Origin of the sequence: Streptomyces sp. NBC_00354 (assembly GCF_036106915.1) — a bacterium.
In the GTDB taxonomy this organism is placed as follows: Bacteria; Actinomycetota; Actinomycetes; order Streptomycetales; family Streptomycetaceae; genus Streptomyces.
In genome coordinates, this window is record NZ_CP107983.1 from 7,757,261 (window position 1) to 7,784,016 (window position 26,756).

Annotated in this window: 22 protein-coding genes and 2 pseudogenes; 13 read left to right on the plus strand and 11 right to left on the minus strand. The window is 71.4% G+C overall.

What is annotated here, in order from left to right:
• Positions 1 to 4: 4 nt before the first annotated feature.
• The 4 genes from OHT74_RS35565 to OHT74_RS35580 all read right to left on the minus strand — a co-directional run bounded on the left by OHT74_RS35565 (position 5) and on the right by OHT74_RS35580 (position 4,267).
• Positions 5 to 1,261 (minus strand): nucleotide sugar dehydrogenase, encoded by a 1,257-nt coding sequence (locus OHT74_RS35565; RefSeq protein WP_328622501.1) that lies wholly within the window; start codon positions 1,259 to 1,261, stop codon positions 5 to 7.
• Positions 1,261 to 2,061 (minus strand): WecB/TagA/CpsF family glycosyltransferase, encoded by an 801-nt coding sequence (locus OHT74_RS35570; RefSeq protein ID WP_266670493.1) that lies wholly within the window; start codon positions 2,059 to 2,061, stop codon positions 1,261 to 1,263. The genes OHT74_RS35565 and OHT74_RS35570 overlap by 1 nt, the downstream gene beginning before the upstream one ends.
• Positions 2,058 to 3,236: a hypothetical protein gene (locus OHT74_RS35575; RefSeq protein WP_328622502.1), complete on the minus strand. Its 1,179-nt coding sequence runs from the start codon at positions 3,234 to 3,236 to the stop codon at positions 2,058 to 2,060. The genes OHT74_RS35570 and OHT74_RS35575 overlap by 4 nt, the downstream gene beginning before the upstream one ends.
• 431 nt (positions 3,237 to 3,667) lie before the next feature.
• Positions 3,668 to 4,267 (minus strand): acyltransferase, encoded by a 600-nt coding sequence (locus OHT74_RS35580; RefSeq protein ID WP_266670497.1) that lies wholly within the window; start codon positions 4,265 to 4,267, stop codon positions 3,668 to 3,670.
• Positions 4,268 to 4,598: 331 nt separating this feature from the next.
• On the opposite strand from OHT74_RS35580, the gene OHT74_RS35590 reads away from it, so the two are divergent.
• Positions 4,599 to 4,823, plus strand: coding sequence for a hypothetical protein (locus tag OHT74_RS35590; RefSeq protein ID WP_328623503.1), 225 nt, complete (start codon positions 4,599 to 4,601; stop codon positions 4,821 to 4,823).
• 174 nt (positions 4,824 to 4,997) lie between these two features.
• Here OHT74_RS35590 and OHT74_RS35595 read toward each other — a convergent pair whose 3' ends face one another.
• Positions 4,998 to 5,420 (minus strand): hypothetical protein, encoded by a 423-nt coding sequence (locus OHT74_RS35595; protein ID WP_328622503.1) that lies wholly within the window; start codon positions 5,418 to 5,420, stop codon positions 4,998 to 5,000.
• Positions 5,421 to 5,558: 138 nt separating this feature from the next.
• Between OHT74_RS35595 and OHT74_RS35600 the strand changes: the two genes are divergently transcribed.
• Positions 5,559 to 6,236: a class I SAM-dependent methyltransferase gene (locus OHT74_RS35600; protein ID WP_328622504.1), complete on the plus strand. Its 678-nt coding sequence runs from the start codon at positions 5,559 to 5,561 to the stop codon at positions 6,234 to 6,236.
• 25 nt (positions 6,237 to 6,261) lie between these two features.
• A pseudogene (locus OHT74_RS35605) lies at positions 6,262 to 6,710 on the plus strand (aminoglycoside phosphotransferase family protein); the annotation flags it as partial.
• Between the two features lie 18 nt (positions 6,711 to 6,728).
• Here the strand turns inward: OHT74_RS35605 and OHT74_RS35610 are convergent.
• From OHT74_RS35610 to OHT74_RS35620, 3 genes are all read right to left on the minus strand, one after another.
• The gene (locus tag OHT74_RS35610; RefSeq protein ID WP_328622505.1) at positions 6,729 to 7,952 is read right to left on the minus strand and encodes an alpha/beta hydrolase; all 1,224 of its coding nucleotides are present in this window, start codon (positions 7,950 to 7,952) and stop codon (positions 6,729 to 6,731) included.
• 161 nt (positions 7,953 to 8,113) lie between these two features.
• A complete protein-coding gene (locus OHT74_RS35615; protein ID WP_266673325.1) occupies positions 8,114 to 8,773 on the minus strand; it encodes a response regulator in 660 nt (219 codons plus the stop codon).
• A gap of 11 nt (positions 8,774 to 8,784) precedes the next feature.
• Positions 8,785 to 10,050, minus strand: a complete 1,266-nt coding sequence (locus OHT74_RS35620; RefSeq protein ID WP_328622506.1) for a sensor histidine kinase — start codon at positions 10,048 to 10,050, stop codon at positions 8,785 to 8,787.
• A gap of 318 nt (positions 10,051 to 10,368) precedes the next feature.
• On the opposite strand from OHT74_RS35620, the gene OHT74_RS35625 reads away from it, so the two are divergent.
• From OHT74_RS35625 to OHT74_RS35660, 8 genes and pseudogenes are all read left to right on the plus strand, one after another.
• Positions 10,369 to 11,841, plus strand: coding sequence for a hypothetical protein (locus OHT74_RS35625; protein WP_328622507.1), 1,473 nt, complete (start codon positions 10,369 to 10,371; stop codon positions 11,839 to 11,841).
• 81 nt (positions 11,842 to 11,922) lie between these two features.
• On the plus strand, positions 11,923 to 13,188 hold the full coding sequence (locus OHT74_RS35630; protein WP_328622508.1) for an AAA family ATPase: 1,266 nt from the start codon (positions 11,923 to 11,925) through the stop codon (positions 13,186 to 13,188).
• On the plus strand, positions 13,185 to 14,417 hold the full coding sequence (locus tag OHT74_RS35635) for a vWA domain-containing protein (protein ID WP_328622509.1): 1,233 nt from the start codon (positions 13,185 to 13,187) through the stop codon (positions 14,415 to 14,417). Before OHT74_RS35630 ends, OHT74_RS35635 begins: the two co-directional genes overlap by 4 nt.
• A 16-nt stretch (positions 14,418 to 14,433) precedes the next feature.
• Positions 14,434 to 14,541: pseudogene (locus OHT74_RS35640) on the plus strand (kinase); the annotation flags it as partial.
• 308 nt (positions 14,542 to 14,849) lie between these two features.
• Positions 14,850 to 15,494, plus strand: a complete 645-nt coding sequence (locus OHT74_RS35645; protein WP_328622510.1) for a phosphatase PAP2 family protein — start codon at positions 14,850 to 14,852, stop codon at positions 15,492 to 15,494.
• 366 nt (positions 15,495 to 15,860) lie between these two features.
• A complete protein-coding gene (efeB, locus tag OHT74_RS35650; protein WP_328622511.1) occupies positions 15,861 to 17,153 on the plus strand; it encodes an iron uptake transporter deferrochelatase/peroxidase subunit in 1,293 nt (430 codons plus the stop codon).
• A 25-nt stretch (positions 17,154 to 17,178) separates the two neighbouring features.
• Positions 17,179 to 18,021 carry an iron uptake transporter permease EfeU gene (efeU, locus tag OHT74_RS35655; RefSeq protein WP_328622512.1) on the plus strand — a complete coding sequence of 281 codons (843 nt, stop codon included), beginning with the start codon at positions 17,179 to 17,181 and terminating at the stop codon, positions 18,019 to 18,021.
• A 51-nt stretch (positions 18,022 to 18,072) separates the two neighbouring features.
• On the plus strand, positions 18,073 to 19,248 hold the full coding sequence (locus OHT74_RS35660) for a GDSL-type esterase/lipase family protein (RefSeq protein WP_328622513.1): 1,176 nt from the start codon (positions 18,073 to 18,075) through the stop codon (positions 19,246 to 19,248).
• Positions 19,249 to 19,298: 50 nt separating this feature from the next.
• Here the strand turns inward: OHT74_RS35660 and OHT74_RS35665 are convergent, their stop codons facing one another.
• The 3 genes from OHT74_RS35665 to OHT74_RS35675 all read right to left on the minus strand — a co-directional run bounded on the left by OHT74_RS35665 (position 19,299) and on the right by OHT74_RS35675 (position 23,926).
• Entirely contained in the window at positions 19,299 to 19,460 is a 162-nt protein-coding gene (locus tag OHT74_RS35665; protein WP_328622514.1) for a hypothetical protein, read from the minus strand.
• Between the two features lie 151 nt (positions 19,461 to 19,611).
• Positions 19,612 to 21,909 (minus strand): immune inhibitor A domain-containing protein, encoded by a 2,298-nt coding sequence (locus OHT74_RS35670; protein ID WP_328622515.1) that lies wholly within the window; start codon positions 21,907 to 21,909, stop codon positions 19,612 to 19,614.
• 157 nt (positions 21,910 to 22,066) lie between these two features.
• On the minus strand, positions 22,067 to 23,926 hold the full coding sequence (locus OHT74_RS35675) for a M1 family aminopeptidase (RefSeq protein ID WP_328622516.1): 1,860 nt from the start codon (positions 23,924 to 23,926) through the stop codon (positions 22,067 to 22,069).
• Positions 23,927 to 24,300: 374 nt separating this feature from the next.
• On the opposite strand from OHT74_RS35675, the gene OHT74_RS35680 reads away from it, so the two are divergent.
• The gene (locus tag OHT74_RS35680; protein ID WP_328622517.1) at positions 24,301 to 24,867 is read left to right on the plus strand and encodes a PadR family transcriptional regulator; all 567 of its coding nucleotides are present in this window, start codon (positions 24,301 to 24,303) and stop codon (positions 24,865 to 24,867) included.
• A gap of 69 nt (positions 24,868 to 24,936) precedes the next feature.
• Positions 24,937 to 26,658, plus strand: coding sequence for an acyl-CoA dehydrogenase family protein (locus tag OHT74_RS35685; RefSeq protein WP_328622518.1), 1,722 nt, complete (start codon positions 24,937 to 24,939; stop codon positions 26,656 to 26,658).
• The last annotated feature ends 98 nt before the right edge of the window (positions 26,659 to 26,756 follow it).

Here is a 26,756-nt window from a genome sequence, read left to right on the forward strand (position 1 = left end):
GGTGTCAGAGCACCTCCACGGCGGGACCCGAGACCCGGTTGCGGCAGTCGAGTACGAAGGAGGCGTGCTCGGTGATCATCGCGTAGTCGAACGAGTCGTGGTCGGTGAGCAGGACGACCACGTCGGCGGCGGCCAGCTCCTTGCGGGTCGGCTCGACCCGCACGAGGCGGGCGTCGACCTTGAGGCCCTCCACCACGTGGGGGTCGGCCGCGCGCACCTTGGCGCCCATGTCGAGCAGCAGCTGGGAGATGCGTACCGCCGGCGACTCCCGGGCGTCGCCGGTGTTCTTCTTGTACGCCAGCCCCAGCAGCAGGATCCGGGAGCCGTTGACCGAGCGGCGCTTCGCGTTGAGCGCGTCGATGACGCGGCGCGCGACGTACTCGGGCATGTGGCTGTTGATGTCGTTGGCCAGCTCGACGAAGCGGAAGTTCTGGCCGAGTTCGCGCTGGACCCGCCAGGACAGGTACGACGGGTCGATCGGCAGGCAGTGTCCGCCGACTCCGGGGCCCGGGGTGAACTTCATGAAGCCGAACGGCTTGCTGGACGCGGCTTCGATGGCCTGCCACACGTCGATGTCGAGGTGGCGGGCGAACATGGCTATCTCGTTGACCAGGGCGATGTTCACGTGCCGGAACGTGTTCTCCAGCAGCTTCGCCAGCTCGGCCTCCCTGGGCGAGCGCACCGGCACCGTCTTGTCGACGAGGCCTCCGTAGAAGGTCTCCACGGCCTTGAGCGAGGCGGCGTCCACGCCGGAGACGACCTTGGGCGTCTGCTGGAAGCCCCAGACGGTGTTGCCGGGGTCGATCCGCTCCGGGCTGTAGCCGAGGTGGAAGTCGGCTCCGGCGGTGAGGCCGGAGCCGTCCTCCAGGATCGGGCCGAACAGCTCCTCGGTGGTGCCCGGGTAGGTGGTGGACTCCAGGACGACGGTCGCGCCGGGCCGCAGGAAGCGGGCCAGTGTGTGTGCCGACTCCTCGATGTAGCGCAGGTCGGGGGCACCGTCCTGTAACGGGGTCGGGACCGTGACGACCGCGATGTCGAAGCCGCCGCAGTCGCGCGCGAGTTCACTGGGCTGGTAGGAGCCGCGCTCCAGCGCCCGGGTGAGGCGTTCGGAGGAGACGTCCTCCACGTACGACTCGCCGGCGGCGAGGCTCTTGACCCGCCGGGCGTCCACGTCGTACCCGACCACTTGGTGTCCGACCTCGGCGGCCCTGATGGCCAGCGGGAGGCCTACGTATCCCTGTCCCACGACGACGACGCGCATCAGTGACTCCTGTTCGCGGAACCGGCAGACGGTACGGCAGACGGTGTGCGGCGGATGAGTTCCCGGACCGTCATGACGAGGAAGGCGGTGTTGGTGGTGAGGTAGCGCTTGCCGAGGCGGCGCGGCTCCTGCAGGGCGCGGTAGAACCATTCGAGGCCCATGCGCTGCCAGACCACGGGGGCCCGCTTGGTGATGCCGGCCAGGATGTCGAAGGAGCCGCCGACGCCGTGCACCACGTGGGCGCCGGTGCGCTTGCCGTAGCCGGCGGTGAAGATCTCCTTCTTGGGCGAGGTCATGCCGAGGAACAGCAGCTGGGCGCCGCTCTCCGCGACGGCGTCGGCGACCGCCGCCTGGTCGGAGTCCTCGAAGTAGCCGTTGCGGCTGCCGGCCACGCGCAGCGCCGGGAAGCGCTCGGCGATCCGGCCGAGCATCAGGTCCAGTACGTCCGGCCGGGCGCCGAGCAGGTAGACGGGGACGTCCGCGGTCTCGGCGGCGGCCAGCAGCCGCATGAACAGGTCGATTCCCGCGACCCGTTCGGGCAGCCGGACGCCGAGGACGCGGCCCGCCCACACCACGGCCTGGCCGTCGGCCAGGACGAGGTCGCAGCCGGAGACCGCCGCCGCGAGACGGGGGTCGCGCCGCATGTTGACCAGCTTGGCGGCGTTGACCATGCCGATCTCGATCTGTTCACCGCGCCGTACCGCCTCGAGGCAGCGCTGCACGGTCTCGTCCATGGTCAGCGCGTCGAGCGTGACCCCGAAGAGGGTCTGGCGGGATGGCCGGGGCTTTCGGTGGGTCATCTCCCGGGACCCCCGAGCCAGGCGTGGAGCAGCCAGCCGAACTCGTACGGCCTGCACTCCCGGTCGATCACGACGGGGCGGAAGATCCGGTCGAGCGGAGCCAGCCGCGCCTGCGGGGCCACCTTGGTGGTGACTCCGCGGGCGGCGCGGACGGCCTTGGCCGGGTCGCCCCGGTAGACCTTGCGCCAGGTGACCCCGTACTTCTCGAGGATCATGGGCTCGCGCGGGGAGCCGCCGGGCCCTCTGATCTCGGGCACGTCCGTCATCCAGCGCAGCCCCCGGCGGATGGCTGCGCCGAAGTCGGTGCCGCCCGCTTCGGCCAGGTCGAAGAGGGCGGTCGGGGCCATGGCGTGCTGGTGCACGCTGTAGACGGGGTAGCCCTCCACCACGCCGCCCGTGCGGGCGTCGTAGTGCCACCACCACTGTCCGCCGTCCCCCTGGAGTTCGCAGATCCGGGCGGCGCAGGCATCGGCGGCCGCGAGGGCCTCCGGGTCCGGGCCGCTCGCGTGCAGCCGGGCCAGCGCCTGGAGCGGATAGGTCTGGTCGGCGAAGCAGGCCACGTGGGAGCGGTACCCGGGGACCAGCCCCGGCCCGGTGGCGTGCGGGAACAGCGGACTGCCCGCAGCCCTGGCCGCCAGCAGGCGGTCGCGGGCGGCCGCCAGCCGGTGCTCCACGTCCGCCGAGGTACGGGCCGCGGCGAGGGCGGAGAGCACCCAGGCCGCCTCGACGGTGTACTGCGGCCGTCCGGGGACGTCCAGCGCGGCCACCCGCGCGAGGGCGTCCGCCAGCTTCGGGTGCCCGGTCTCGGCGGCGGCCCAGGCGATGAGCGCCGCGTCCCCGAGGTTCGTCACCACGGGCAACCGCTCCACCAGCAGCCCCGCGTACTCCTCGACGCTGTGTCCGCCGAACAGGGCGCGCTGCCGCTCCTCGGGCAGGAACCGCGCCCCCAGCGCGGTGATGGCCGAGTAGCGGGTGCTGGTTCCGCGCCCCTCCAGCCGGCGGATGCCGTCGGAGGTGACCGTCCCCACCCTGGTGAACACGAAGGTGTCGGAGCCCGCCAGGTACATCTCGGGCAGTCCCGCCTCGGCCAGCGCGAGCAGGCGCTCAGCGAGCGCGTGCAGCGACGGGTCCTCGTGGGCCAGTGCTTCTAATCGTGCTGCTCGTGCTGTGGTCACCGGGTCCCCACCCCGGTTCCCTGTGTGCTGCGCGCACCTCGTATGTCCGAGCTGTACGGCTCCAACACACCTACCCCCTCTGATCGCTCCTCGGACAGACCCGGCGGTCGTCGTTCCGCGGAGGGGAATGCGCATGACGGCGCACGTGCCGGCGGTGTGAATTCCCCCGATGGCACGAACCGTCCGGGGCCGCCCACTGGATCCCCCCAGCGATGCCCAGGACCGGAGCACGCGCGAACGGCAGCGTCGGGCGGGCGCGTTGCGCGCCGTCCGTCGTCACTTGGTCCGCGATGCCCTCGTCGTGTACAACCCCCCACTGAACAAAGCCTGTTGCCTGCTCAGATCCCGTGTACAGGGACAAGGTATGCCCAAGGGTGTTCGTTGATTGCGGTTTTGAGGAAATGCCGCTGACCTAAATTGCCGACGTACCGTCAGGTCCGCTCGAGCAGGGTTCCGTCCTTCTCTTCGTGCAGCGAACCGGTGCGCGGACACTCCCACACGCCCGGCTCGCCCTCGCGCTCCACCAGGCGGACCCCGGCCCGGCCCACCCAGCCGATGCGGCGGGCCGGTACCCCTGCGACCAGTGCGAAGTCCGGTACGTCCCGGGACACGACCGCGCCGGCCGCGACCAGTGCCCACCGCCCGATGCGCACCCCGGCCACGCACACCGAACGGGCGCCCAGTGAGGCCCCCTCGGCGACCACGACACCGGCGGCCTCCCAGTCGCCGCCGCGCTTCTGCCGGCCGTCGGGGTCGACTGCCCGCGGATAGAAATCATTGGTGAGCACGGCTGCCGGGCCGATGAAAACCCCGTCGCCGAGTTCGGCGGGCTCGTAGACGAGTGCGTAGTTCTGCAGCTTCACGTTGTCGCCGATTTGTACGCCGGGCCCGACGTACGCCCCCCGCCCCACGATGCAGTCGCGCCCGAGCCGCGCGTCCTCCCGTACCTGCGCGAGATCCCAGATCGTGGTCCCGTCCCCGAGTTCGGCCGTTTCGTCGACCTGGGAGGAGGGTTGAATGCGGACACTCACGCGGCGGTCCCCTTACGGCTGGAGGTACTGACGTAAGGGGGGAGCATATGCGCCGCGGGGGCGGCCCACCGGGAGATCAACCGACTGTTCACGCAGCGGACTTGGGGTCCCGACAGGGCTGTGGCCGGGTCGCCAGGGGCGTCGTCACGCAGGGTGCTGTCGAGGAAGGCGAGGCCGGCGGCGGCGGTGATGCGTGGGCCCTCTGTGCGGTCCAGGGAGCCGACGAGTGAGGGGAGGGGCGGCAGGTACAGGGGGGTGTCCGTGAAGGTGAGGTGTGCGGCTCCGGGGACGGTGAGGCGGTAGCTCGTCGCGGTGGATGCGGCCCAGCTGGATGCGTACGCAGCTGAGATCCGCGGCGCGGACCGCCGTCCAGCGGGCCGCCCGCTTCTCGTCCTCGCCGGCGTCGCCCGCCGCCGAGACCGGCGTAGTCCGCGAGGGCGTCGGAGACCATGCGCGCCACCCGCCCGGTACGCCGTCGCAGCAGCGGCGCCACGGCGAAGAGGAGGGCGACCGCCGCGCCGGCCGGCACCGGAACCATCTGCCAGTGCAGCCCTAGCACCGCCGCGGCCGGCATGGCGTGCCGTACATCCGGAATTCCTCGTGTCATATGCCTGTCGCGTTGCGCGTACCAGTGCATATGGTGTGGCTCCGGACCATCCCGGGCACACGGCCCTCCCGCACTCCCCACGGGAGGGCCGTCGCGCGGCCCGTCACCTGCGGCGTACGAGGGTCAGCCGGGCGAGGCCCCTGCATCGATACTGTCGCTGCCGGCTTGTGTCTGTGCGGCCGGAGGCTCCGGGTGGTACGAGGTCGTGGCCTTCACCGCCGCGGCGGCGGCGATCAGCACCATGACGGCGACGATGAGGGCGCGGCGTTTGGCCCGCACCCCACGCAGCGCCGCGGCCTCGGCGGCGCTGGAGGGGCTGGGGTTGCGCCAGGCGGTGGTGAGGCGCCAGACGAGCACGATGGCAACGGCTGCAGCCAGCGACACCCCGACAACCCGGCCGGCGGCATAACTCTGTGAGGTGGTGTCGACGGACAGCATGATCATGCCAAATATCGTATGCGTGATCGAAACCCCGTGGATCACGATCCGGCAACCCCAGCCCGCGGCATACATCACGCGGTGCACCGCCGATCGCGCCAAGGTCACGCAATCACGCTGAGCCTGGGCATCATCCCCACCGAGCCGACTTCGTCGACAACCGACGCAACGAGGGCCGCCGACACCTCGGACTCCGGACGCAGGCGCCCGGGTGCGATGTGTTCGCCCACCGAGGAGGTACCAACCGTGGAACGGACCACCCGCAGCCATCGCGACGCAGCGTTGAACGCCCGTACATGGGACGTCATCGTCAGCAGCCGCAATCCGACGCCCCGGCCCTTGAACTGGTTGTTCCGGCCGGCTCCGGGACCTGGGCCCGAACTCCTGGGTGACGTACGAGGCGCCACGGTCGCCGAACTCGGCTGCGGGCAGGGCCGGCACCTGGCAAGCCTGGCCGAGTGCGGGATCGACCGAGGCATTGGCATCGACGTGTCGCCGGTCCGCCTCGGTGACGCCGCGTTCACGTTCGTCGACGTGGACCAGGTCGAGTGGTGGCTCGGCGACGCCGTCACCGCGGCCGCGCACCTGCCCGACCTCGACGTCGCGTTCTCCGTCTTCGGGGCAATGTGGTTCGCCGATCCGCAAGACCTGCTGCCCGTCCTCGCCCGCCGCATCCGTCTCGGCGGTCGCCTCGTTTTCTCATGCCTCACCCGGTCGCCGGGGATGCCCGAGGGGCGCCGCCAGATGCTGGTGCGCACCGGTCCCGCCCGGTCCATGTGGACCGTCCGGCACATGTACTCCGTGTCCGGCTGGGTGCGCCTCCTCGCCGAGCACGGCTTCACCACGGATCGCGTCGTCCGGCCTACGGATCCGGTGAACGCCTTCTGGGGCGCCTGCGTCTTCGCGGCACACCGGTACCGGTGAAGGCCGCCGTCAGACGATGTCTCGCCCGCCGCTGAAGGTGTCCTCTCCACACCCCGGCAACGTCCATGAGCCGGACGCGTTCGCGGCGGGGGGTGGGCGCGGGGCTGTAGTGCTGCAAGAGCGCGACGACGGGCGGCTCAATCGCCGCCTGGCCATTCCCGCACCGGCTGGCCTGCCTCGGCTGCAGGAGCAGGCCGATGCCTGGGAGAGGCAGCTGCGCGCAAGGACGCCGTGGAGCCGGCGCACGCCCTGTCGCATCATGTGGTGGACGCCGCTGTGGCGACCGTTCGCGAGCTGGGCCCGGCCCAGCCGGACACCCTCATCCACGGCGAGCGCCGGGCCCAGTTCCATGCTGTCCAGGCTGCGTTCTGTGGGCGCCGCCACGGATTTCGGATCGCCCGCAGCGGACCACGACTGGACTGGCTCACCGCATTGACGGATCGCCTGGCGGAGTTGCTCACGGAACGCCCGTGAACCGTGATTCCGGCGGCATCATATGAGGAAGTCGAGCAGGATCTGGCGGCTGGTCTGCGAGGTGAGGCTGCCGTAGGCGTCGTCGAAGGCGTGCTCGGCGAAGGGGAGTTTCTTCACCTGGGCGTCCATGCCTTGGGCGCGCAGCGCGTCGGCGAAGTCGGTGACGGTCTTCGGGCGGGCGCTGCGGTCGCGGTCGCCGACCACCAGCAGGGTGCGGGGGAGGTCGGAGGGCATGCCGGTGGTGGGGGACACCTCGCGGTAGCGCTCGGGGTATTGCTGCGGCGTGCCGCCCGTGAAGAGTTCGGCTGCCTCGCGGGTCCCGGCTATGTCGTCCTTCCACATCTGGGTGACATCGGTGCCGGGGTAGAAGCCGACGACGGAGGCCGGGGGCCTGGGCATGTCACCGGCGCTGGGGGTGATGGTGCCTGCCTGGAGCCGGTACGCGGCGTTCATCGCGAGGGTGCCGCCGGCGGACATGCCGCCGAGGGAGATCCGGGAGGCGTCGATGCCGTAGTGCTCGGCGTTCTGCTGGACCCAGCCGAGCGCGCTGACCAGGTCCTGCGGGGCCTCGTTCCAGGTCGGGTGGCCGGGTGCCGCCAGGCGGTAGTCGACGGCGACGACGGCGACCCCGTGGTCGGCGAGCCAGCGGCCGGTGCCCCGCAGGTCGCTCTTGTCGAAGGTGTGGAATCCGCCGGCGTGCGCGAGCACGATGGCCGGTACTTTCCCGGCCGGGCGTCCGGAGGTCTGTCTCGGGAGGTAGAGGTCTGCGTTCAGGGGTTTGCCGTCAGGGCCCGCATACGTGGTCGTCGTATCCGGTGTGCTGTCGGGGTAGCCGAGCCCACTGAAGACCTGGCCGAAGGACACCTCCGTGCCGGCCTGCCGGGCGGCGGCGAACTGGATGCCGCCTATGGTCAGCGCGCCGGCGCTCGACAGTGCGGTGATCACGGTCACCGTGCGGCCCCAGCGCACGAGACCGCTGCGCCCGGCCAGCACACCGAGGCCGACACCGAGCAGGGCGATGACCGCTATGTGGAAGGGGTATTGGCCGCCGAGCACCGGGCCGATCACACCGGCCTTCGGGATCGCCGGTAGGTACGCCCCGAGCACGATCGCCGCAACGAGGAAGGCCAGGAACGAGCCGATCAGGGCGACGATCACACGTCCGACCCGCTTGAGCGGGCCGGGCGCGGGGGTGGAAGGGACGGCCCCTGCGGTCGGTGTCGGGATGCTGCGTAGGGACATGGCGGTGCTCCTGCGAGGTGCGAGGCGTGTGGGTCGGGAGGCGATTACGGGCCCCTTCTGCTGCCTCACCAATGTCCCTTCCGGGGGCCGTCCCACGCGTCCCCCGGCGGAGCCAATGTCCCACGTAGCTCTTGAGAGGGACACCGCTGAGTACGGGTGCGTCACAGGCTGCTGGTGCCGGGAGCGACCAGGCCGTTCTCCCACGCGAGGACGGCGGCTTGAGTACGGTCGCGCAGCTGCAGCTTGTGCAGGATGCGGCCCACGTGGGTCTTGACAGTCTCCTCGGCAACGGCGAGCCTTCCCGCGATCTCTGCGTTGGACAGCCCCTGGGCGATCTGCGTGAGCACCTCGTTCTCGCGGTCCGTCAGCGTGCCGATCCGAACTCCGGTCGGAGCCTTCGGGGTGCCGCTCGTGCGGGCGAACTCCGCGATGAGCCGCTTCGTGAGGTCGGGAGACAGCAGTGCCTCGCCGCGCGCCACCACCCTGACGGCCTCGGCGAGCTCCAGCCCGGAGGCGTCCTTGAGGAGGAATCCGCCGGCCCCGGCGCGCAGCGCCGCGTACACGTACTCGTCGAGGTTGAAGGTGGTCAGGACCAGGATCTTCGTGTCCGATCCCGGGCGGGAGGTGATACGGCGGGTCGCCTCGATGCCGTCGAGGCCGGGCATGCGGATGTCCATCACGATGACGTCGGGCAGCAGGGCGTCGGCCTTGGCCACGGCGTCGATGCCGTCCTGGGCCGTCGCGACGACCTCGATGTCGCTTTGGGTGCCGAGCAGGATGGAGAACGCCTCGCGGACCATGGCCTGGTCGTCGGCGATCATCACGCGGATCGTCACAGGGAGGCTTCCTTGTCGCGGGTACGGGAGGGGGCGGGCAGGCTCGCCGCCACGGCGTATCCACCGTCGGGAGTGGGGCCGGCGGAGAAGGCCCCGCCGAGTATCGCAGTGCGCTCCCGCATGCCGGTCAGTCCGTGTCCGGCGCCGGCGGACGGCGCGGCGGCGTGTGTCGCAGGCGAGTTGACCACCCGCACGCTCAGCCCGGCGCGGGTGAAGGACAGCTCGACCGCGGCCTCGGCGCCGGGCGCATGGCGCAACGTGTTGCTCAGTGCCTCCTGCACGATGCGGTACGCCGACAACTCCACGCCCGGCGGCAGCGGCCGGCGGCTGCCTCGAACCCGCGCGGTCACCGGAACTCCGGCGCCACGCACATTGGCCAGCAGCGCGTCCAACTGGGCCAGCGAGGGCTGCGGGGTGGTGCCCTCCGGACTTTCGCCGGTGGCGTCGGACCGCAACAGGCCCAGCATGTGGCGCAGTTCGGCCAGACCCTCCTGCGCGTTGGCACGTATCGCCGCCAGCTCCTTGACCAGCTCCTGGGGAGGATCCTGAACCCGGTAAGGGGCTGCGTCCGCCTGGATCGAGATGACCGACATGTGGTGGGCGACCACGTCGTGCAGCTCGCGTGCGATGCGGGCTCGCTCCTCCAGCACCGTACGCAGTGCCCGTTCGTGCGCCGTGACGGCGATCTGCTCGATGAGCCGCGCCCGGTCCTCGCGGCGGCCACGTGCGAACGAGCCGACGAGCACGGCCAGCGAGAACAGCGCGCAGACACCGGCGAGGAAAGTGAAGGACCCGACGGCGTAGCCCGCCGCCTTCAGCCAGAACGCCGGCACGGCACTCAGCAGAGCGGCCACGGCCGCCGAGGACACCGGTATGCGCAGGGAGAGGAGGAAGAGAGCTCCGGCGTGCACGGTCCACGACCACAACTGATTGTCGTAGGTGGGGGGATGGCCGATGGCTATGCCCGCGGTGAACGCCAGCGACAGCCACCACGCCGGCACCGGCCGGCGCAGCCCCACCACGAGTGTCGCCGCATGGGCACAGGCCAGGACCCTGGCGGTGAGATCCGCGCCGGTGGCCGAAAGCGCCCCGGCGCCGAGGACGACCAGGACCTGCGGCAGCCACCGCAGCCACTGCGGCCAGGACACGGGCGGCATGGGCTGAGCACGGGTGGTCCACAGGTCCGCCCGCAGGCCACGGAGCGTGAACCGGCCTGCCGCCGCCCCGACATCGGGCTCGGACACCAGATCACGCCCGGTCACGGGTACTTCCTTCATCGTGCCGCAGTCCTTCATCGTGACGCAGTGGTTCCTCGAGGTGTGCGCAGTTCACAGGAATTCCTTCCAGCCGTTCATCCGCACACGAGGTTACGGAGCCAAGCACCTGGCGGCGTCCCGCCACGGAGCCGCATCGGCGCGTAGCTCTCCAGAGCTACAAGGGTGTGCCTCCTCCTGCTCGCCGGTAGTGGTACGCACTGACAAAAACACCTGGCAGACCAGGGAGAGGGCCCGTATGGTCATCGCGATGATGACTCACACCACTCACGGAATGGGGGTCCCGTCCGCGCAAGGTGAGTGCTGATGGCCACTCACACCGCGAACGAGGAATCCCCTCTTTCCCTCCGGCACCTTTCCCTCTGGCTGCGCGTGCGCGAGTTCGCCGTGCCGCCGTCCATGATCGAGACTGCGACCGCCCGCCGTCTTGCCGGGGACTGGGCCGGGGCGTGCGCCGCCGCAGGTATCGATGTCGATCTCAACCTGCGCTCGGTGGCGCGTACCCACGGGCGCGAACTCGCGGCCCGGATTCGGGCCGATCTCCGCCACCTGGCTCCCGACCTGCTGCGCTGGCACATGCCCAGGATCGCTCCTGACGGACTGCTGCGCCCGGGCCTGACCATCTCCCTGGCCCGGTACGACAACCCCGGGGCCGTCGGCCCACGCCCGGTACACCTTGTGGCACGGACTCTGCCGGCATGGGCGGATGCCGGTCAGCGGATCAGCCTCGCGCTCTGGGACGGATCCCCCGACGACGCCGGCGCACGCCGTCATCCGCATCCCCACCCCAACCCCCGGTTCCGCCTCGACCTGCACCGCCACCTGTGGGACGCGCGCAGGACCGATGAGCTCCGCAACCGGTCCGGGGCCGAGCCGTCACCCGCCGACGGCACCCCCGCAACGGACCCGGACGTGCTCGGGCTCGTGCCACAGGGGCGTCGCTGCGCGGTCGACCGGTGGGCGGCCGAGGCGGGGATCCTGCTCCGGACCGACGGGTGTTCCACGCGGACCTTCACCGTACGGCTCGGGTCCCGGCAGCGGCTGGACCTGGACCTTGCCGCGGACAGGGACGGCAGCGGCGGCACGGACGCAGGGGACAGCACGGACGGAGGGGACAGCAGGGACAACAACGAGCCACCCGTACTGCGGATCTCGGCGGCGCCCATGCATCCCGGCGCCTGCCCGCCCCCGATCCTGCCCGACGCGGCGACCTGGCTGCTGCCCGACCTGGACCTGCTCCGCACCGGTTCCATCGACGCCGATCGACTGCACCCGCTGGTCGCGTCGGCACTCGTACCGCATCACGCGCCGACCGCCCCGTCCCGGGTTCCGGAGCGGGCCGGCCAACCGCACCTCGTCGAGTGCCGGGGCGCCCAGCACCGGATCGGCCTCGTCGACGGGGTACTGGCACCACTCGACCACGACCCGGCCGAGATCCGCCGGGAGGAACTGCTGGTTGCCCTGACCGGAACCCCGCTGCCCTGCCTGCAGGCGATCGACGAGGCGCACCGTCGTCCGGACTGCCTCACCGGCGTACGCGAACGCCTGGACCACGGCGACACCGCCGGTGCACTGGCCGTCGTCGAGAGCCTGCTGGGCCCCGACGCATTGCTGCGCGACGGCGCCCTCCGGGACGAACTGGAGGCGGCCGCGCGGCAGCGGATCACGTACGGGCTGTTCAGAGCGGGCCTGACCGGACCCGGGCCCGGCCGCATCCGCCCGGGCCCCAGCCGCCCCCGCGGGCACCGCTCGCATCCACGCCATACGGCAGGCCGCTGACCCGGGGGCCGGGGACCGCACCCCGCACCCCGCAGCCGTCCTTCCCTCAACGCACAACGAACCCGCAAAAGGTGATCAAACATGCCCGCATACGCCCCATTCGCCGTACGCAATACCCCCGCCGACCCGGCCGCCGACGCCTCCCAGCTCGATGTCGCCGGCGAGTTGCTGGCCCTGCTCCGCGACACGACCACCGAACCGCGCCCCGACACACAACTCGAGGCCCTGACCCTCGCCGTGGCCGCCGACCTGCCCGTCCTGCTGTGGGGCGAGCCGGGGATCGGCAAGACCGCCGCCCTGACCCAGCTCGCCGCGTCACTGGACCTGCCCCTGACCACCGTCATCGCCAGCGTCCACGAGCCGTCCGACTTCTCCGGCCTGCCCATCATCGGGGACGACCCCGCGGAACAGGGCGTTCCGATGGCCCCGCCGGACTGGGCCGTGCGCCTCGTACGAGCCGGCCGGGGGCTGCTGTTCCTGGACGAGCTGTCCACCGCGCCGCCGGCCGTACAAGCCGCCCTGCTCCGCCTCGTACTCGAGCGACGGATCGGCGCCCTCCAACTGCCGCCCGGGGTCCGGATCGTGGCCGTTGCCAATCCGCGGTCCTCGGCGGCCGACGGCTGGGAGCTGAGCCCGCCGCTCGCCAACCGTTTCGTCCATCTCCAGTGGACCCACGACCAAGACGTCGTCGTACGCGGCCTCGGCGGAACGTGGCCCCGGGCCACGCTGCCGCGGCTCGACCCTTCGATGCTTCCGCAGGCCGTGGACTTCGCCCGCCGCGCGGTGTGCGGGCTCCTCGCCGCCCGCCCCACGCTCGTACACCGGCTGCCCAGCGGCGAAACCCGCCGGGGCGGCCCTTGGCCGTCGCCTCGGAGCTGGGAGATGACCCTGAGTCTGATCGCCTTCGCGACCGCCGCCGGTTCCTCCCGGGACGTGCTGTCCCTGCTGGTCAGAGGAACGGTGGGGGACGGCCCCGGACTGGAACTGCTGGCGAGCCTGGACCGCATGGACCTCCCGGATCCCGAGGTGCTGCTCGCCGATCCGGCGGGCGCGGTCCTGCCCGAGCGGGGCGATCTGCGCCAAGCCGTGCTCGACGGTGTGGTGGAAGCGGTCCGCAAGCGCCCCGACAAGACGCGCTGGGACGCGGCATGGGCGCTCCTGGTCCGGGCGCTGGAGACGGGAGCCCCGGACCTGGTGGTCGTCCCCGCGTCCACGCTCGCCTCGCTGCGCCGCGAGGAGTGGGACGTGCCGGCCGCCATCGAGCGGCTCGCCGGAGCGGTGTCGCTCTCCCGGCGGGCGGACCACGCGGCCGCCCGGGCCGCAGCCGACGCGTTGGGCCGACGATGACCGGGAAGACACCGCGGGCACTCGACCGCGACAAGCTCTTCGCCGCCCGACTGCACGCCGCCCGGGCCCGGCCCTACTTGGCGACCGCGCTGTTCGCGCTGCACACCGTGGAATCGAGGCGGGTACCGACGATGGCCGTCGACCGGCACTGGCGGTGCTACGTCTCACCGGCCTTCGTGGACCGCATGCCGGTGGAGCAACTCGCCGGGGTATGGGTGCACGAGGTGTCCCACCTGCTGCGCGACCACCACGGGCGAGGTGACCGGGTCGCGCGGGAGCGCGGGCTGCACGGCCGGGCGGAGCGGCTGCGGATGAACATCGCCGCGGACTGCGAGATCAACGACGACGTCTTCGGCGACGGGCTGGTCCGGCCCGAAGACGTCGTCGATCCGCTGTCCCTGGGACTGTCCGAGGGGCAGCTCATGGAGGACTACCTGCGCCAGTTCACGCTCGGGCCCCGTACGCAGCACATGGCCTGGCTGGACTGCGGCAGCGGCGCCGACGGGCTGGAACGGGAATGGGACCTCGGGGAGGACGGCGCGCACGGACTCAGCGAACAGGAACGGGATGCGGTGAGGTTCCGAGTGGCGCAGGGCATCAGGGGCCGTCCGGGGAACGCCTCGAAGGGGTGGAAGCGTTGGGCGGAGGAGGCGTTCCACCCGCCGCAGCCGTGGCGGGAGCTGCTGGGAGCGGCGGTCCGTTCGGCGGCCTCCGGGTCCGGCGCGGGCGAGGACTATTCGTACGGCCGCCCGTCGCGGCGCTCGGCCGGGCTGCCCGGCGCTGTTCTGCCGAGTCTGCGGCGCAGGCCGCCCCGGGTCTCCGTGGTCATCGACACCTCCGCATCGGTCAGTGACGCCGAGCTGGGCAGCGCGCTCCTGGAGGTCGCCGCGATCACCCGTGCCGTGGGCGGCCGTCGGGACCTGGTCACCGTGGTGGCGTGCGACGCGGCGGCCCGGATCGCCCACCCCCTGTGCCGTGGCGAGGGAATTGCACTGCTGGGGGGTGGGGGTACCGATCTGCGCTCGGGCTTCGCGAAGGCGCTCCGAGCGGGGGCCCGGCCGGACGTCATCGTGGTCCTGACCGACGGGCAGACCCCCTGGCCGAGCACACGACCGCCGTGCCGGACGGTGGTCGGCCTCTTTCCCCGACAGCAGTCGTGGGACGAGGACGACCCGGACTACGTGCCGGACTCGCCGCCCGCATGGGCCCGCGTGGTCGCCATCGGATAGGCACCCCCTGGTCAGCGACCGGCTCGGGGCAGCGAACATCGGCCTCGTCGACATTGTCGCGCGATACTCGCTCGACGCCGGTTACCACGTCGTCCTCGAAGGGATCCTGTACGCCGAGTACTGGCGGACACCGTCGACCGCATCGTGCGCGACACGGGGCTCGGTGCTCTTCCGGCGCTGGAGCCCTGACCTCGCGTACGGTCGGGGCCGCCCCCGCCCGGGGCCGGTCCGGGTTCGTGTCGGCCGGGGGAACGTGCTGCGCACCTCGATCGTCTACCTTTCCGTGGACGTTTCCGGGGCTGTGGTCGCCGGCCGGCCGGGAACCGTCCTCGGCTCTCACCCCTTCACCGCACGGGAGTTGTTCCCCATGGCAGCCTCCCTCGTACGACGACCGGGCGCCACGCCGCCGCGGCGGCCTCGGGTAGCCCCCTGATGAAGACCGGCCAGGCACAATCACCCACCCGCCGGGCCTTGGCCGCAGTGCTGTGCGCCGCGCTGTTCGCACTGCTGACCGCCCTGGTCGTGGCCCGGCACGGCACCCCGTACGCCCTCGACGAGAGCTGGCACCAGTGGTCGGTGGAGCACCGCCCTGCGGTCGTGGTGGCCTTTGCGCGCGGTATCACGGCGACCGGCAGCGGCCCCGTCCCGTACGTGTGCGCCGTCGGCGCCGGGCTTGTCGCGGGCCGGGGTACCCGCGGCCGGGTGCTGACCGCCGCGGGCGCACTCGGCTTCCTGGTGCTCGTCCAGGCCGTACGCCACGCCGTCCTGTACGGCGTGGCGCGGCCGCGTCCGCCCGTTGCCGACTGGGCGGCGCTCGCCACGGGGTTCGCCTTCCCCTCCGGTCACGCCACGACCTCGGCGATCGTGGCCGGGCTGCTGGCCTGGGCCGCATGGCGTACGGCGACTCCGGCCACCGCCCGGTTCTGCTGGGCTCTGGCGGCCTGCTGGGCGATCGCCGTGGGCCTGAGCCGGATCTACCTCGGCGTGCACTGGCCCACGGACGTCCTCGGCGGCTGGCTCTACGCCCTGACCTGGCTGACCGCCGCAGGGGCAGTGGCCGCGGCGAAGCGTGTGTGACATCAGGCGGTTGTCGCCGCCGCAGGCGCCCCGGTAAGCGGCCATATCGTCCGCAATCGCCTAAAGTTCCGTAGACAGAAGGGCAGCCTTGCCTTACCGCGGCCTGTCGTGGCCTGGCCACCTTGCCGCCTTGCCATCCCCGGGAGCACCCGTGTCCCCACCTTCCCGCCCGGCGCTCGCCAGGACGGTCGACACCCGGTTCGCCGCGCGGAACACCCCGTACGAGGGCAGGCTCCCCAGAGCGAAAGCGACTCGGGGAGGGCCTCGACACGCCGGCCGAACCGCTGACCGAGCGCGAGGCAGCAGCTGCCACGGAGCCCGGGCACGGGTCCGGGCAGCGGACCAGCAGCGGGCAGGAGAGCAGTGATGTCCGAAGCGGACCCGGATCCGGGCAGCTGGAGGGGGAGCGGCGCGAGGACGGACGCAGCCGAGGGCGGGACATCGCGGCGGGCTTTGCTCGGCTGGGGCGGCGCCGGTCTGGCGCTGGGCGCTGCCGTGGCCGGCGGTGCCGTCGCGGTCTTCCACGGCAAGTCCGTCCCCCGGGACCCCGGCACGGGCGGTGCAGCCGTGCCCTTCCACGGCGCGCACCAGGCCGGTATCGCCTCCGCCGTCCAGGACCGGCTGCACTTCGCCGCGTTCGACGTGAAGACGAAGGACCGCGCGGAGCTCGTCCAGCTCCTCAAGGACTGGACGCGGGCCGCCGAGCGGATGACCGCCGGACTCCCCGTCGGCGAGGGCGCGGTCGGCGGCCTCCCCGAGGCCCCGCCGGACGACACGGGCGAGGCCCTCGGCCTCAAGCCCTCCCGGCTCACCCTCACCATCGGATTCGGACCGGGCCTCTTCGCCAAGGACCGGTTCGGCCTGGAGGTCAGGCGCCCCGAGGCCCTGGTCGACCTGGAGCAGTTCCCCGGCGACAACCTGGACCCGGCCAGGAGCGGCGGCGACATCTGCGTGCAGGCCTGCGCGGACGACCCGCAGGTCGCGGTGCACGCGATCCGCCAGCTCGCCCGGATCGGCTTCGGCAAGACGGCGGTGCGCTGGTCCCAGCTCGGCTTCGGCAAGACCTCGTCCACCACCCCGGACGAGCAGACCCCGCGCAACATGATGGGCTTCAAGGGCGGCACCCGGAACATCTCCGGCACCGACCGGAAGGCCCTCGACCAGCACGTGTGGGTTGGCCCCGGCGACGGCGCCGACTGGCTGGCCGGCGGCTCGTACCTGGTGGCCCGCCGCATCCGGATGCGCATCGAGATCTGGGACCGGACCTCCCTGCAGGAGCAGGAGGACATCATCGGCCGCGACAAGGGCGAAGGCGCCCCCGCCGGCAGGTCGAAGGAGCGCGACGAGCCGTTCCTGAAGGCGATGAAGCCGGAGGCGCACGTCCGCCTCGCGCACCCGGACAGCAACAGCGGGGCCACGATCCTGCGCCGCGGCTACTCGTTCACCGACGGTTCGGACGGACTGGGCCGCCTCGACGCCGGCCTGTTCTTCCTCGCCTACCAGCGCGACGTCCGCAAGGGCTTCGTCCCGATCCAGCGCAGCCTGGCCAAGAGCGACGTGCTCAACGAGTACATCCAGCACGTGGGCTCGGCCGTCTTCGCCGTTCCGCCGGGCGTCCGCGACGAGGACGACTGGTGGGGCCGGTCCCTGCTCAGCTGACCCCACGGGAAGGAACCCCCACGCCGTGTTCGGGAACTATCTGATCGGCCTGCGCGAAGGACTCGAGGCCAGTCTCATCGTCTGCATCCTGATCGCCTACCTGGTCAAGACCGGCCGCCAGGACCGACTGGTGCCCGTGTGGCTCGGCGTCGCCCTGGCCGTCAGCCTGTCGCTAGGTTTCGGCGCCGCCCTTCAGTTCGGGTCATCCACGCTCACCTTCCAGACCCAGGAGGCCCTCGGCGGCATCCTGTCCATCCTGTCGGTGGGCCTGGTCACCTGGATGGTCTTCTGGATGCGACGCACCGCGCGGCACCTGAAGAGCGACCTGCAGGGCAAGCTCGACGCCGCCCTCACCATGGGCACCAGTGCCCTGGTCCTCACGGCGTTCATCGCAGTGGGCCGGGAGGGGCTCGAGACCTCCCTGTTCATCTGGACGGCCGTCCAGGCCACCGGTGACGGCATCCGCCCGCTGATCGGCGCACTGCTCGGACTGCTGACCTCCGTCGTGCTGGGCTGGCTGTTCTACCGCGGTGCGCTGAAGATCAACCTGGCCAAGTTCTTCACCTGGACCGGAGCCATGCTGATCGTCGTCGCGGCGGGCGTCCTCGCGTACGGGTTCCACGACCTCCAGGAGGCCGGCTTCCTCCCCGGCCTGCACACCCTCGCCTTCGACATCAGCGACACCGTCCCGGCCGGCAGCTGGTACGGGACCCTCCTCAAGGGCGTGTTCAACTTCCAGCCCGACCCGACCGTCCTCCAAGTGGTCGTGTGGGGCCTCTACCTCGTCCCGACGATGGTCTTCTTCCTGGCACCCCAGCGCCGTAGCACCCCGGCCGACAGCCCGGCCCGCTCCACGACGGCCGGCTGAATCGGCACAAACTGATGTGCGGATCCGGCGTCCGGTTGACAGGCTGAGGTCATGAACGACCCGACCACCACACCCATTACCGCGGAACTCCTGCGCGGCGCCCTCGACCTGGAGCGCACCGAGCACGGTGTGCTCCCGCACCGGCTGCCGGCCAGGGCCCGCGCCCAGTGCACCGACGGGCAGCTGGCGATGGCAGAGGCCCAGCCCTCCGGCGTACGGCTGGTGTTCCGCACCCGGGCCACCGTCGTCGAGCTGGACACGCTCCGCACCAAGATGGCCTACGTGGGCGCCCCGCCCCGCCCCGACGGCGTGTACGACCTCCTGGTCGACGGCCGCCTGGCCGGGCAGTCCGGGGTGACCGGCGGCCACGTCCTCATGGTGGACATGACCACCGGGTCCGCGGAGACCCGCCCCGGCCCGGTCGGCACCGTCCGGTTCGCCGGTCTGACCGACCGACCGAAGGACGTCGAGATCTGGCTGCCTTACAACGAGATCACCGAGCTCGTCGCCCTGCGTACGGATGCCCCCGTCGAGCCCGTACCGCAGGGGAGCCGCAGGGTGTGGCTGCACCACGGCAGTTCGATCAGTCACGGCTCGAACGCCGCGAGCCCCTCCACGACCTGGCCGGCACTGGCCGCTTCCCTCGGCGATGTGGAGCTGGTCAACCTGGGCTTGGGCGGCAGCGCCCTGCTGGATCCGTTCACCGCCCGGGCCATGCGGGACACCCCCGCGGACCTGATCAGCGTCAAGATCGGCCTCAACTTGGTCAACATGGATCTGATGCGTCTGCGCGCCTTCACCCCGGCGGTGCACGGCTTCCTCGACACCCTCCGCGAGGGGCATCCGAGCACGCCCCTGCTGGTCGTCTCGCCCATCCTTTGCCCCATCCACGAGGACACTCCCGGCCCCACCGCCCCGGACTTCAGCACCCTCAGCGCCGGGAGGCTGCAGTTCCGGGCCGAAGGCGACCCCGCGGAGCGCGCAGCCGGGAAGCTGACGCTCAACGTCATCCGTGAGGAGCTGGCGCGCATCGTGAAACAGCGGGCGTCCGACGACCCCCACCTGCACTACGCCGACGGCCGCGAGCTCTACGGCGAGGCGGACTTCGCCGACCTCCCGCTCCCCGACCAGCTCCACCCGGACGCCGCCACGCACCGCCGCATGGCCGACCGCTTCGCCGAACTGGCCTTCGGCACCGGCGGCCCCTTCGCCGTCCGCAGCGACTGAAGCGGCCACCCGGAAGCCGGATCCGGCATCAGCCACGGCCACCGCGCTGGTCAGGGGCAGGGGCGGCCGGTCCGGAAGGTGGTGGTGGCCTTGGCGATGACGGTGTCGGTCGAAGCCGCAGCGACCAGCGGGAGCCTGCCCGAGGGGCTCGACGAGGAGAGCAGGGCATTGGGCGGGGTGTATCCGGCGCCGGACTCCGTGGTCGCGCGCATGCGTGCTGCCGTTGCGGCCGGCGCCCAGACCCGTGAAGGCGAACTCGACCTGGAGGCATCGCTGGACCGAACGCCCTGAGTCGTACGAGGTCGCCCCCACCAGGTCCTCTCGGCGCCCCAACGCCGAGAGGACCGGTCCGGCCGCCGTGCGTCAGGGGGACGGGCTGACCTGGACGGTGGTCAGGGCGCCCCCGGAGGCCTCCTTCACCACGGCGATCCGGGTCCCGGTGTCCGGTACCTTCACGCCCACCTGAGGCAGGTCGGCGTTCCAGTAGCCGCCCCGCCGGTCGTCGAAGACCGGGACGCCCGGCCGCGCCGGGATCAGCACCGGTACGCCCGCCTTGTGCAGCACGATCTCGTCGCTCGGGCGCGTGGAGAACGTCGCGTCGAAGGTCTGCGCCCGTGCGTTGAGCAGGGTCCCGTCGGCGTTGCGCAGCGGCTGCGGCCGCGCGTCGACGGGGAGCAGCATCCCCGCACCCGGGTGCGCCTTCGTGGTGTTGTCGCTGTATGCCGTGTCCCAGAGCCAGATGAGCACGCCCTGCTGGTACGGGTAGAACTCCACCGTGTCGTTCCCGGCGCCGAAGTTGTACGGGCCGCTCTTGAGGTAGGCCCCGTAGCCGGTGTAGCGGCGGTTCTCGACCAGGTAGGCGCGCGGGTGCTCCGCGGTGCCCGTACGGCCCTGCGTACGCGACCACTTCAGCGCGTTCCAGCCGTTCGCGCCCTGCTCGGCGCCGTCGCGCAGCAGCTCCCGCTCACCCGCCGTGATCCGGATGTCGTCGAAGGCGACGCCCTTGCCGTGCGTGTTGCCGTCCGAGGTCACCCGGAGCCGCAGCTGGATGCCGCGACCGGCCAACCCATCCAGTGGTACGGCGAGTTCGGCCCAGCCGCCCGACGTGCCGGAGACCCCCTTCGCAGGGATCGCCGCGCCGCCCACCGTGCCCGGCAGGGCGGTCCAGGTGGTGCCGCCGTCCGTCGAGGCCTCGACGGTCAGGAAGTCGAAGTCCTGCTCGATGTCGTACCAGACGCGGGCGTCGAGCCGGGCCGCCTGCCCCGCCCCGGAGAGGTCGACCGTCCGGGTCAGGGTGTTGTCCATGAAGTCGCCGGTGCCGCTCCACCACTGGCTGCCGCCCTCGTACGGGTCGGCCAGCTCGGTGCGGGTCACCGATGGCGGCAGATGCACCAACAACGCCTGTGGATCCTCGGTGTTGTAGCCGGAGACCCCGAGCACGGCGCGCGTCTTGCGGCCCGCGTCGGCCTCGGTGTACTCCAGCCAGCCCAGTTGCAGCTTGCTCAAGGGGTCGAGGTCGCCGGGGTAGTCGCCGGTGGTGTTGCGGCCCTTGCCGAGGTAGGAGGCCGAGGACATGAGCGACCAGAAGTTGACGCTGTTGTCCCCGTCGGAGCTGTACAGGTCGAGCAGCCCGAGGTCGTGCCCGAACTCGTGGGCGAACAGGCCGACTCCGCTGTTCTCGCCGCCGGTCAGGTAGTCGCCGGCCCAGATGCCGGAGTCGCCGACCGGGGCGCCGCCCGCCTTGTTGTCCGCGGGCCCCGCGCTGCCGGCCTGGTCCCAGTACGCGAACCAGCGGTGCGCCCACACGGCGTCCTTGCCCTGGTCGCCGCCGCCCCAGGTCTGGTCCTTGCCTCCGTGGACGACGACGAGGTGGTCGAGATAGCCGTCCGGCTCGTCGAAGTTGCCGTCGTGGTCGGCGTCGTAGCGGTCCCACACGTCGTACTCGGCCAGTTGGGCCTTGATCTGCTCCGGGGTACGGCCCTTGGCGCGTTCGGTGTGGTACCAGGCGTTGGTGGCATCGCGCACGAGGTCCCAGTTGGTGCGGCACTGGCCGGGCTCGGAGCAGTTGTCGGTCCCGTACCGGGCTTCGTTCCACGGCAGCCGTACCCAGTCGCTGACCTGGCCGTCCATGTCGTAGCGGCCGGAGGACTGCAAGCGGTAGTAGTTGCGGAGCGTGACGGCGCCGGGGTCGGTGCCGAAGAACTGCTGCTGGTAGTACGCCTGGCTGAAGTCCTTGCGCCACAGGGTGTGGTTGTCGCTCTTCGCGGGCTTGCCGATGGTGTTGTGGCGGGGGCCGGGCGTGCCGCCGAAGCGCGGCTTGCCCTCGAACTCGGTGGTCGTGTCCACCTGGTCGCCGAACTCGGCGAGGATCACGAAGACCTTGTCCTTGCGCTCCTGGGCGAGTTCGACGTACCGCTTGCCGACCGTGGCCCGGCGGGGGAGTGTGCCGTCCGCCTCGGCCGCGGTGGCGCCGGAGGCGACGCCCTCGAGCGCCTGGCGGCGCAGGCTCTGGCGCTGGAGCTCCAGCGGTGCGGGCGGTGGGGCCGGGGAGAGTTCGGGGGCCGGCCGCGCCGCGGAGGGCGGCGGGGCGGGTGCGGCGAGCGCGGGGGTGGCGAGGAGGGCGAGGGATATCGCCGCTACCACCGCGGGGAGTCTGCGCAACGTGGCTGACCTTTCCGTGAGTTCGGTCGAAGCGCAGGTAATATTTCACATGTCACAGGTGACGGCTAGGGTGTCGGAGACGTCACAAGTTCGCCGCGGGTGGGACGCCAGGAGGCGCCCGCCCGCGGCGAACCGTGCCAGGGGGGTCGACGTCAGGTCAGCCGTCGATGCGGTGCTGCGTCCAGAAGGAGGTCAGGTCCGTGGTCGTGGCGGCCTGGGCGGCCGCCTTGAATTCGGCGGTGGTCGAGACGCCGTACCAGTGCGAAGTGGCGTAGTCCTTCAGTAGTTTGGCCATCACGCTGTCGCCGAGGACGCGCCGCAGGTCGTGCAGGGCGCACTTGCCGTAGCCGTAGATGACGGTGGAGTACCGGGACGAGTGGGCGTCCCAGTAGGCCATCGAGTTGGTGATCTTCTCCGCCGATCCGGCCCAGGAGACGCTGTTCCAGCAGTTGGCGCCGGTCTTGTTCAGCGCCAGGTCGGTGGAGTAGTCGGTGAACGCCTCGTCGAGCCAGGGGCTGGTGTACTGGTCGTCCCCGACGATGCCGTACCACCACTGGTGGCCTATCTCGTGGGTGAGTGCGGTGGTGCTGACCAGGTCGAGGACGAACCCGGGGTACTCCATGCCGCCGAACCAGAAGTTGTTGTCGATCACGGCGTCCAGCTCGCCGTACGGGTAGGCGCCGAACCGGGCCGCGTGCGCGTCCACGGCGGACTTGGCGGTGGTGAGCATCGACTGCGCGTCGGCCGAGCTGATGCCCGAGACGGAGTAGACGTTGACCGGGGTACCGGCGGCCGAGCTGCCGGAGATCTTGCTGAACGGGCCGGCCGCCCAGGCGAAGTCGCGGACCTTGGAGGCGGTTGCCGTGGTGACCGTACGTCCGCTCGATCCCGGGGTGTCGACCGAGCCGCCGGTCGCGGGCACCAGGAGGGTGTTCGGGTGGTCGAGGGCCACGCGGAAGTCGGCGGCCAGCGAGTAGAACGATTCGCCGTTGTTGGTGTACGGGTCCAGGTGCCAGCCCGCCGCGTCCCTGACCGCGAGTACGGGCAGGGCGTTGCCGATGAAGCTGAAGGCTCCGTCGTAGCCGAAGCGGTCGGCGCCGCTGGGCACGGTGATGCCCAGGTCGAAGCCGATCGTGGCGGTCTGCCCCTGGGTCAGCGGCGCCGGCAGGTCGATCTTCAGGGCCGTGCAGCCGACCGAGAGGGCGCCCGCGGTGCCGCCGGTGACGTTGCCGACGGTGATCGGCATGGCGGAGCAGGTGCCGTGGTAGTTGTCCCACAGCCTCAGGTACACCTCGCTGAGCGGGGTGGCGGAGGCGTTGGTGAAGGTCGCGCTCTCGTGGCCGGTCCAGACGGTGCCGCTCGTGTTGCTGCTGAGGCTGACGGCGTACGAGGGTGCGGCCGGCGTACGTGTGGAGTCGGCGGGCGGGACCGTGCCACCGGAGGTGGCGAGGGCGACGTCGTCGACGACGAAGCTCGTCTGGAGGCTGGAGTCCTCGGTTCCGGTGAAGGCGACGCTCACGGTCTGGCCCGCGAAGGCCGACACGTCGAACGACTTCTGCACGTAGCCGGTGTTCTTGTCGAGGTTCGAGTACGTCGCCAGCGTCGTGGCGCCGATCTTCGCCGTCAGCTTGTCGTACTTGGTCGACGTGGTCGTCTCGGCGGTGTCGATGTGCAGCCAGAAGGTGAGGGTGGCCGTGCTGCATCCGGAGGGGATCGTGACGCTCTGGGAGAGCGTGTCGGTGTGCGTCCGGCCGACACCGTTCAGCCAGGCGAAGGTGGTGCCGCCGTGGGCGGCCTGGCCGGCGCGGTTGGTGACGAGGCCCGTCTGGGACTGGGTCCAGGGCGAAGTACCGCTTTCGAAGTCGCCGTTGGCGACCACCTGGGCCGGGGTGCAGGCGGCTGCGAGGGGTGCCTTGGGCGGTGCGGCGGCCGCGGGGGTGACGGAGAGTGCGGCGGCGGCCAGCGCGGCGAGGGCGAATGCGCTCGCGGCGAGAGCCTTGTGGGGGGTCGGTCTCACACGGAACTCCTTTGAGGCGGCCGGGATTCCGGCCTGCTCGGTGGCTGCCCGGTCGGCTCGGGTGCGCCGGAGGGCAGCCGCGGGCTGTGCGCATCGTCTGCACGAGCGCTGAGTGAGATCTGCTGCGGTGTCCCCCTGGGGTTCAGGGCGACGACTGCCGGAAGAGCCTGGCAGATTTGACCGGAGCATGCCATGAGGGGCGGGTAAAGTGTTCGTTCGCGTCAGGGACCTCGGTGCGCGGCGGTTCCGGCCGAAATCGCGTGACAAGTCGGTCCCGCTTTCGCGGCGGCCGCCCCGCCGCCCGTGGGTGAGCCGCGTCTCACCCGGGTGCTGCGGCTTGTCTATGCAACGAGTTGCATAGAAAGATCGGGGGTATGGCGCTCGAACACGCGATCCTCGTCTCGCTGCTGGAGAAGCCGGGTTCAGGCTACGAGCTGGCCCGCCGCTTCGACCGGTCCATCGGCTATTTCTGGACGGCTACCCACCAGCAGATCTACCGCGTTCTCAAGCGCATGGAGACCGACGGCATGCTCGCCGTCCGCGAGGTGGCGCAGCAGGGCCGGCCGGACAAGAAGGAGTACTCCGTCGCCGGCCCCGGCCGCACCACCCTCTCCCGGTGGCTGCACGAGCCCATCGAACCCGAGAGCCTCCGGCACGACCTCGCCGTGAAGATCCGCGGCGCGGCCTTCGACGACCCGGCCGCGCTCGTCCACGAGGTCGAGCGGCACCGCCAGGTACACCGTGACCGGCTCGCCCACTACCTCGCCGGGGAACTGCGCGACTTCACCGGGCCCGAGGCGCCCGCATCGCCCGACGCCGGTCAGGAACTGCAGCACGTCGTGCTCCGCGGCGGCATCGCGTACGAACGGATGACGATCGCCTGGCTCGACGACGTGCTCGCCACCGTCCACCGGCTCGCAGCGCCCCGCCCGCGCAGCTGAGCCGTCCCCCCCGCATCCCGAACCAGCACCCTTCACCCCTCGACCCGACCCCTCGGAAGGCGGACCTCCATGGCCGACGGCCTGCTGTTCAACCCGCGCACCTACGACCCGCAGCACTTCGACCCCGAGACCCGCAGGCTGCTGCGCGCCACCGTCGACTGGTTCGAGGAGCGCGGCAAGCGCCGGCTGATCGAGGACTACCGTTCCCGCGCCTGGCTGGCGGACTTCCTCGCCTTCTCCGCCAAGGAAGGCCTGTTCGCGACGTTCCTCACCCCGGCCTCCGCCGCCGACGGCCACGCCGACAAGCGCTGGGACACCGCCCGGACCGCCGCCCTCAACGAGATCTTCGGGTTCTACGGCCTCGACTACTGGTACGCGTGGCAGGTGACCATCCTCGGCCTCGGCCCCGTCTGGCAGAGCGACAACGCCGACGCCCGCGCTCGCGCCGCCGAACTCCTGGCCCAGGGGGAGGTGTTCGCCTTCGGCCTGTCGGAGAAGGCCCACGGGGCCGACATCTACTCCACCGACATGCTGCTGGAGCCCGACGGCAACGGCGGATTCCGGGCCACCGGCTCCAAGTACTACATCGGCAACGGCAACGCAGCCGCTCTCGTGTCCGTCTTCGGCCGCCGCACCGACGTCGAGGGCCCGGACGGGTACGTCTTCTTCGCCGCCGACAGCCGCCACCCGGCCTACCAGCTGGTGAAGAACGTCGTCGACTCCTCCAAGTACGTCAGCGAGTTCCGCCTCGAGGACTACCCGGTCGGCCCGGACGACGTCCTGCACACCGGCCGCGCCGCCTTTGACGCCGCCCTCAACACCGTCAACGTCGGCAAGTTCAACCTCTGCACCGCCTCGATCGGCATCTGCGAGCACGCGATGTACGAGGCCGTCACGCACGCGCAGAACCGCATCCTGTACGGCCGCCCCGTCACCGCCTTCCCGCACGTGCGCCGCGAGCTGACCGACGCGTACGTCCGTCTCGTCGGGATGAAGCTGTTCAGCGACCGCGCCGTCGACTACTTCCGCACGGCGGGCCCCGAGGACCGCCGCTACCTTCTCTTCAACCCGATGACGAAGATGAAGGTGACCACGGAGGGCGAGAAGGTCATCGACCTGATGTGGGACGTCATCGCCGCCAAGGGCTTCGAGAAGGACAACTACTTCGCCCAGGCCGCCGTCGAGATCCGCGGGCTGCCGAAGCTCGAGGGCACGGTCCACGTCAACCTCGCGCTGATCCTGAAGTTCATGCGCAACCACCTGCTGGACCCGGCGCAGTACGCGCCCGTCCCGACCCGCCTCGACGCGGCCGACGACGACTTCCTCTTCCGGCAGGGCCCGGCCCGCGGCCTGGGCTCCGTACGCTTCCACGACTGGCGCCCCGCCTTCGACGCGTACGCGGCCCTGCCCAACGTCGCCCGCTTCCGCGAGCAGGCGGACGCGCTGTGCACGTTCGTCACCACCGCCGCCCCCGACGAGCAGCAGAGCCGCGACCTGGACCTCCTGCTCGCCGTCGGGCAGCTCTTCGCGCTCGTCGTCCACGGCCAGCTGATCCTGGAGCAGGCGCAGCTGACCGGCCTGGACGAGGACGTCCTGGACGAGCTGTTCGCGGTCCTCGTACGCGACTTCTCGGCGCACGCCGTCGAACTGCACGGAAAGGACTCCGCCACCGACGAGCAGCAGAGCTGGGCCATGGGTGCGGTCCGCCGTCCGGTCATCGATGCAGCCCGCTCGGCCCGGGTCTGGGACCGTGTCGCGGCACTGTCCGGGTCGTACGAGATGGCTCCGTAACGACGGCAGCGCAGCAGCCACTCCGGCCCGCCACCGCGTCCCCCGCGCGGTGGTGGGCCGTGCTGCTTCCTTGCGGTGGCGGACCCCGGCCCGGGAAC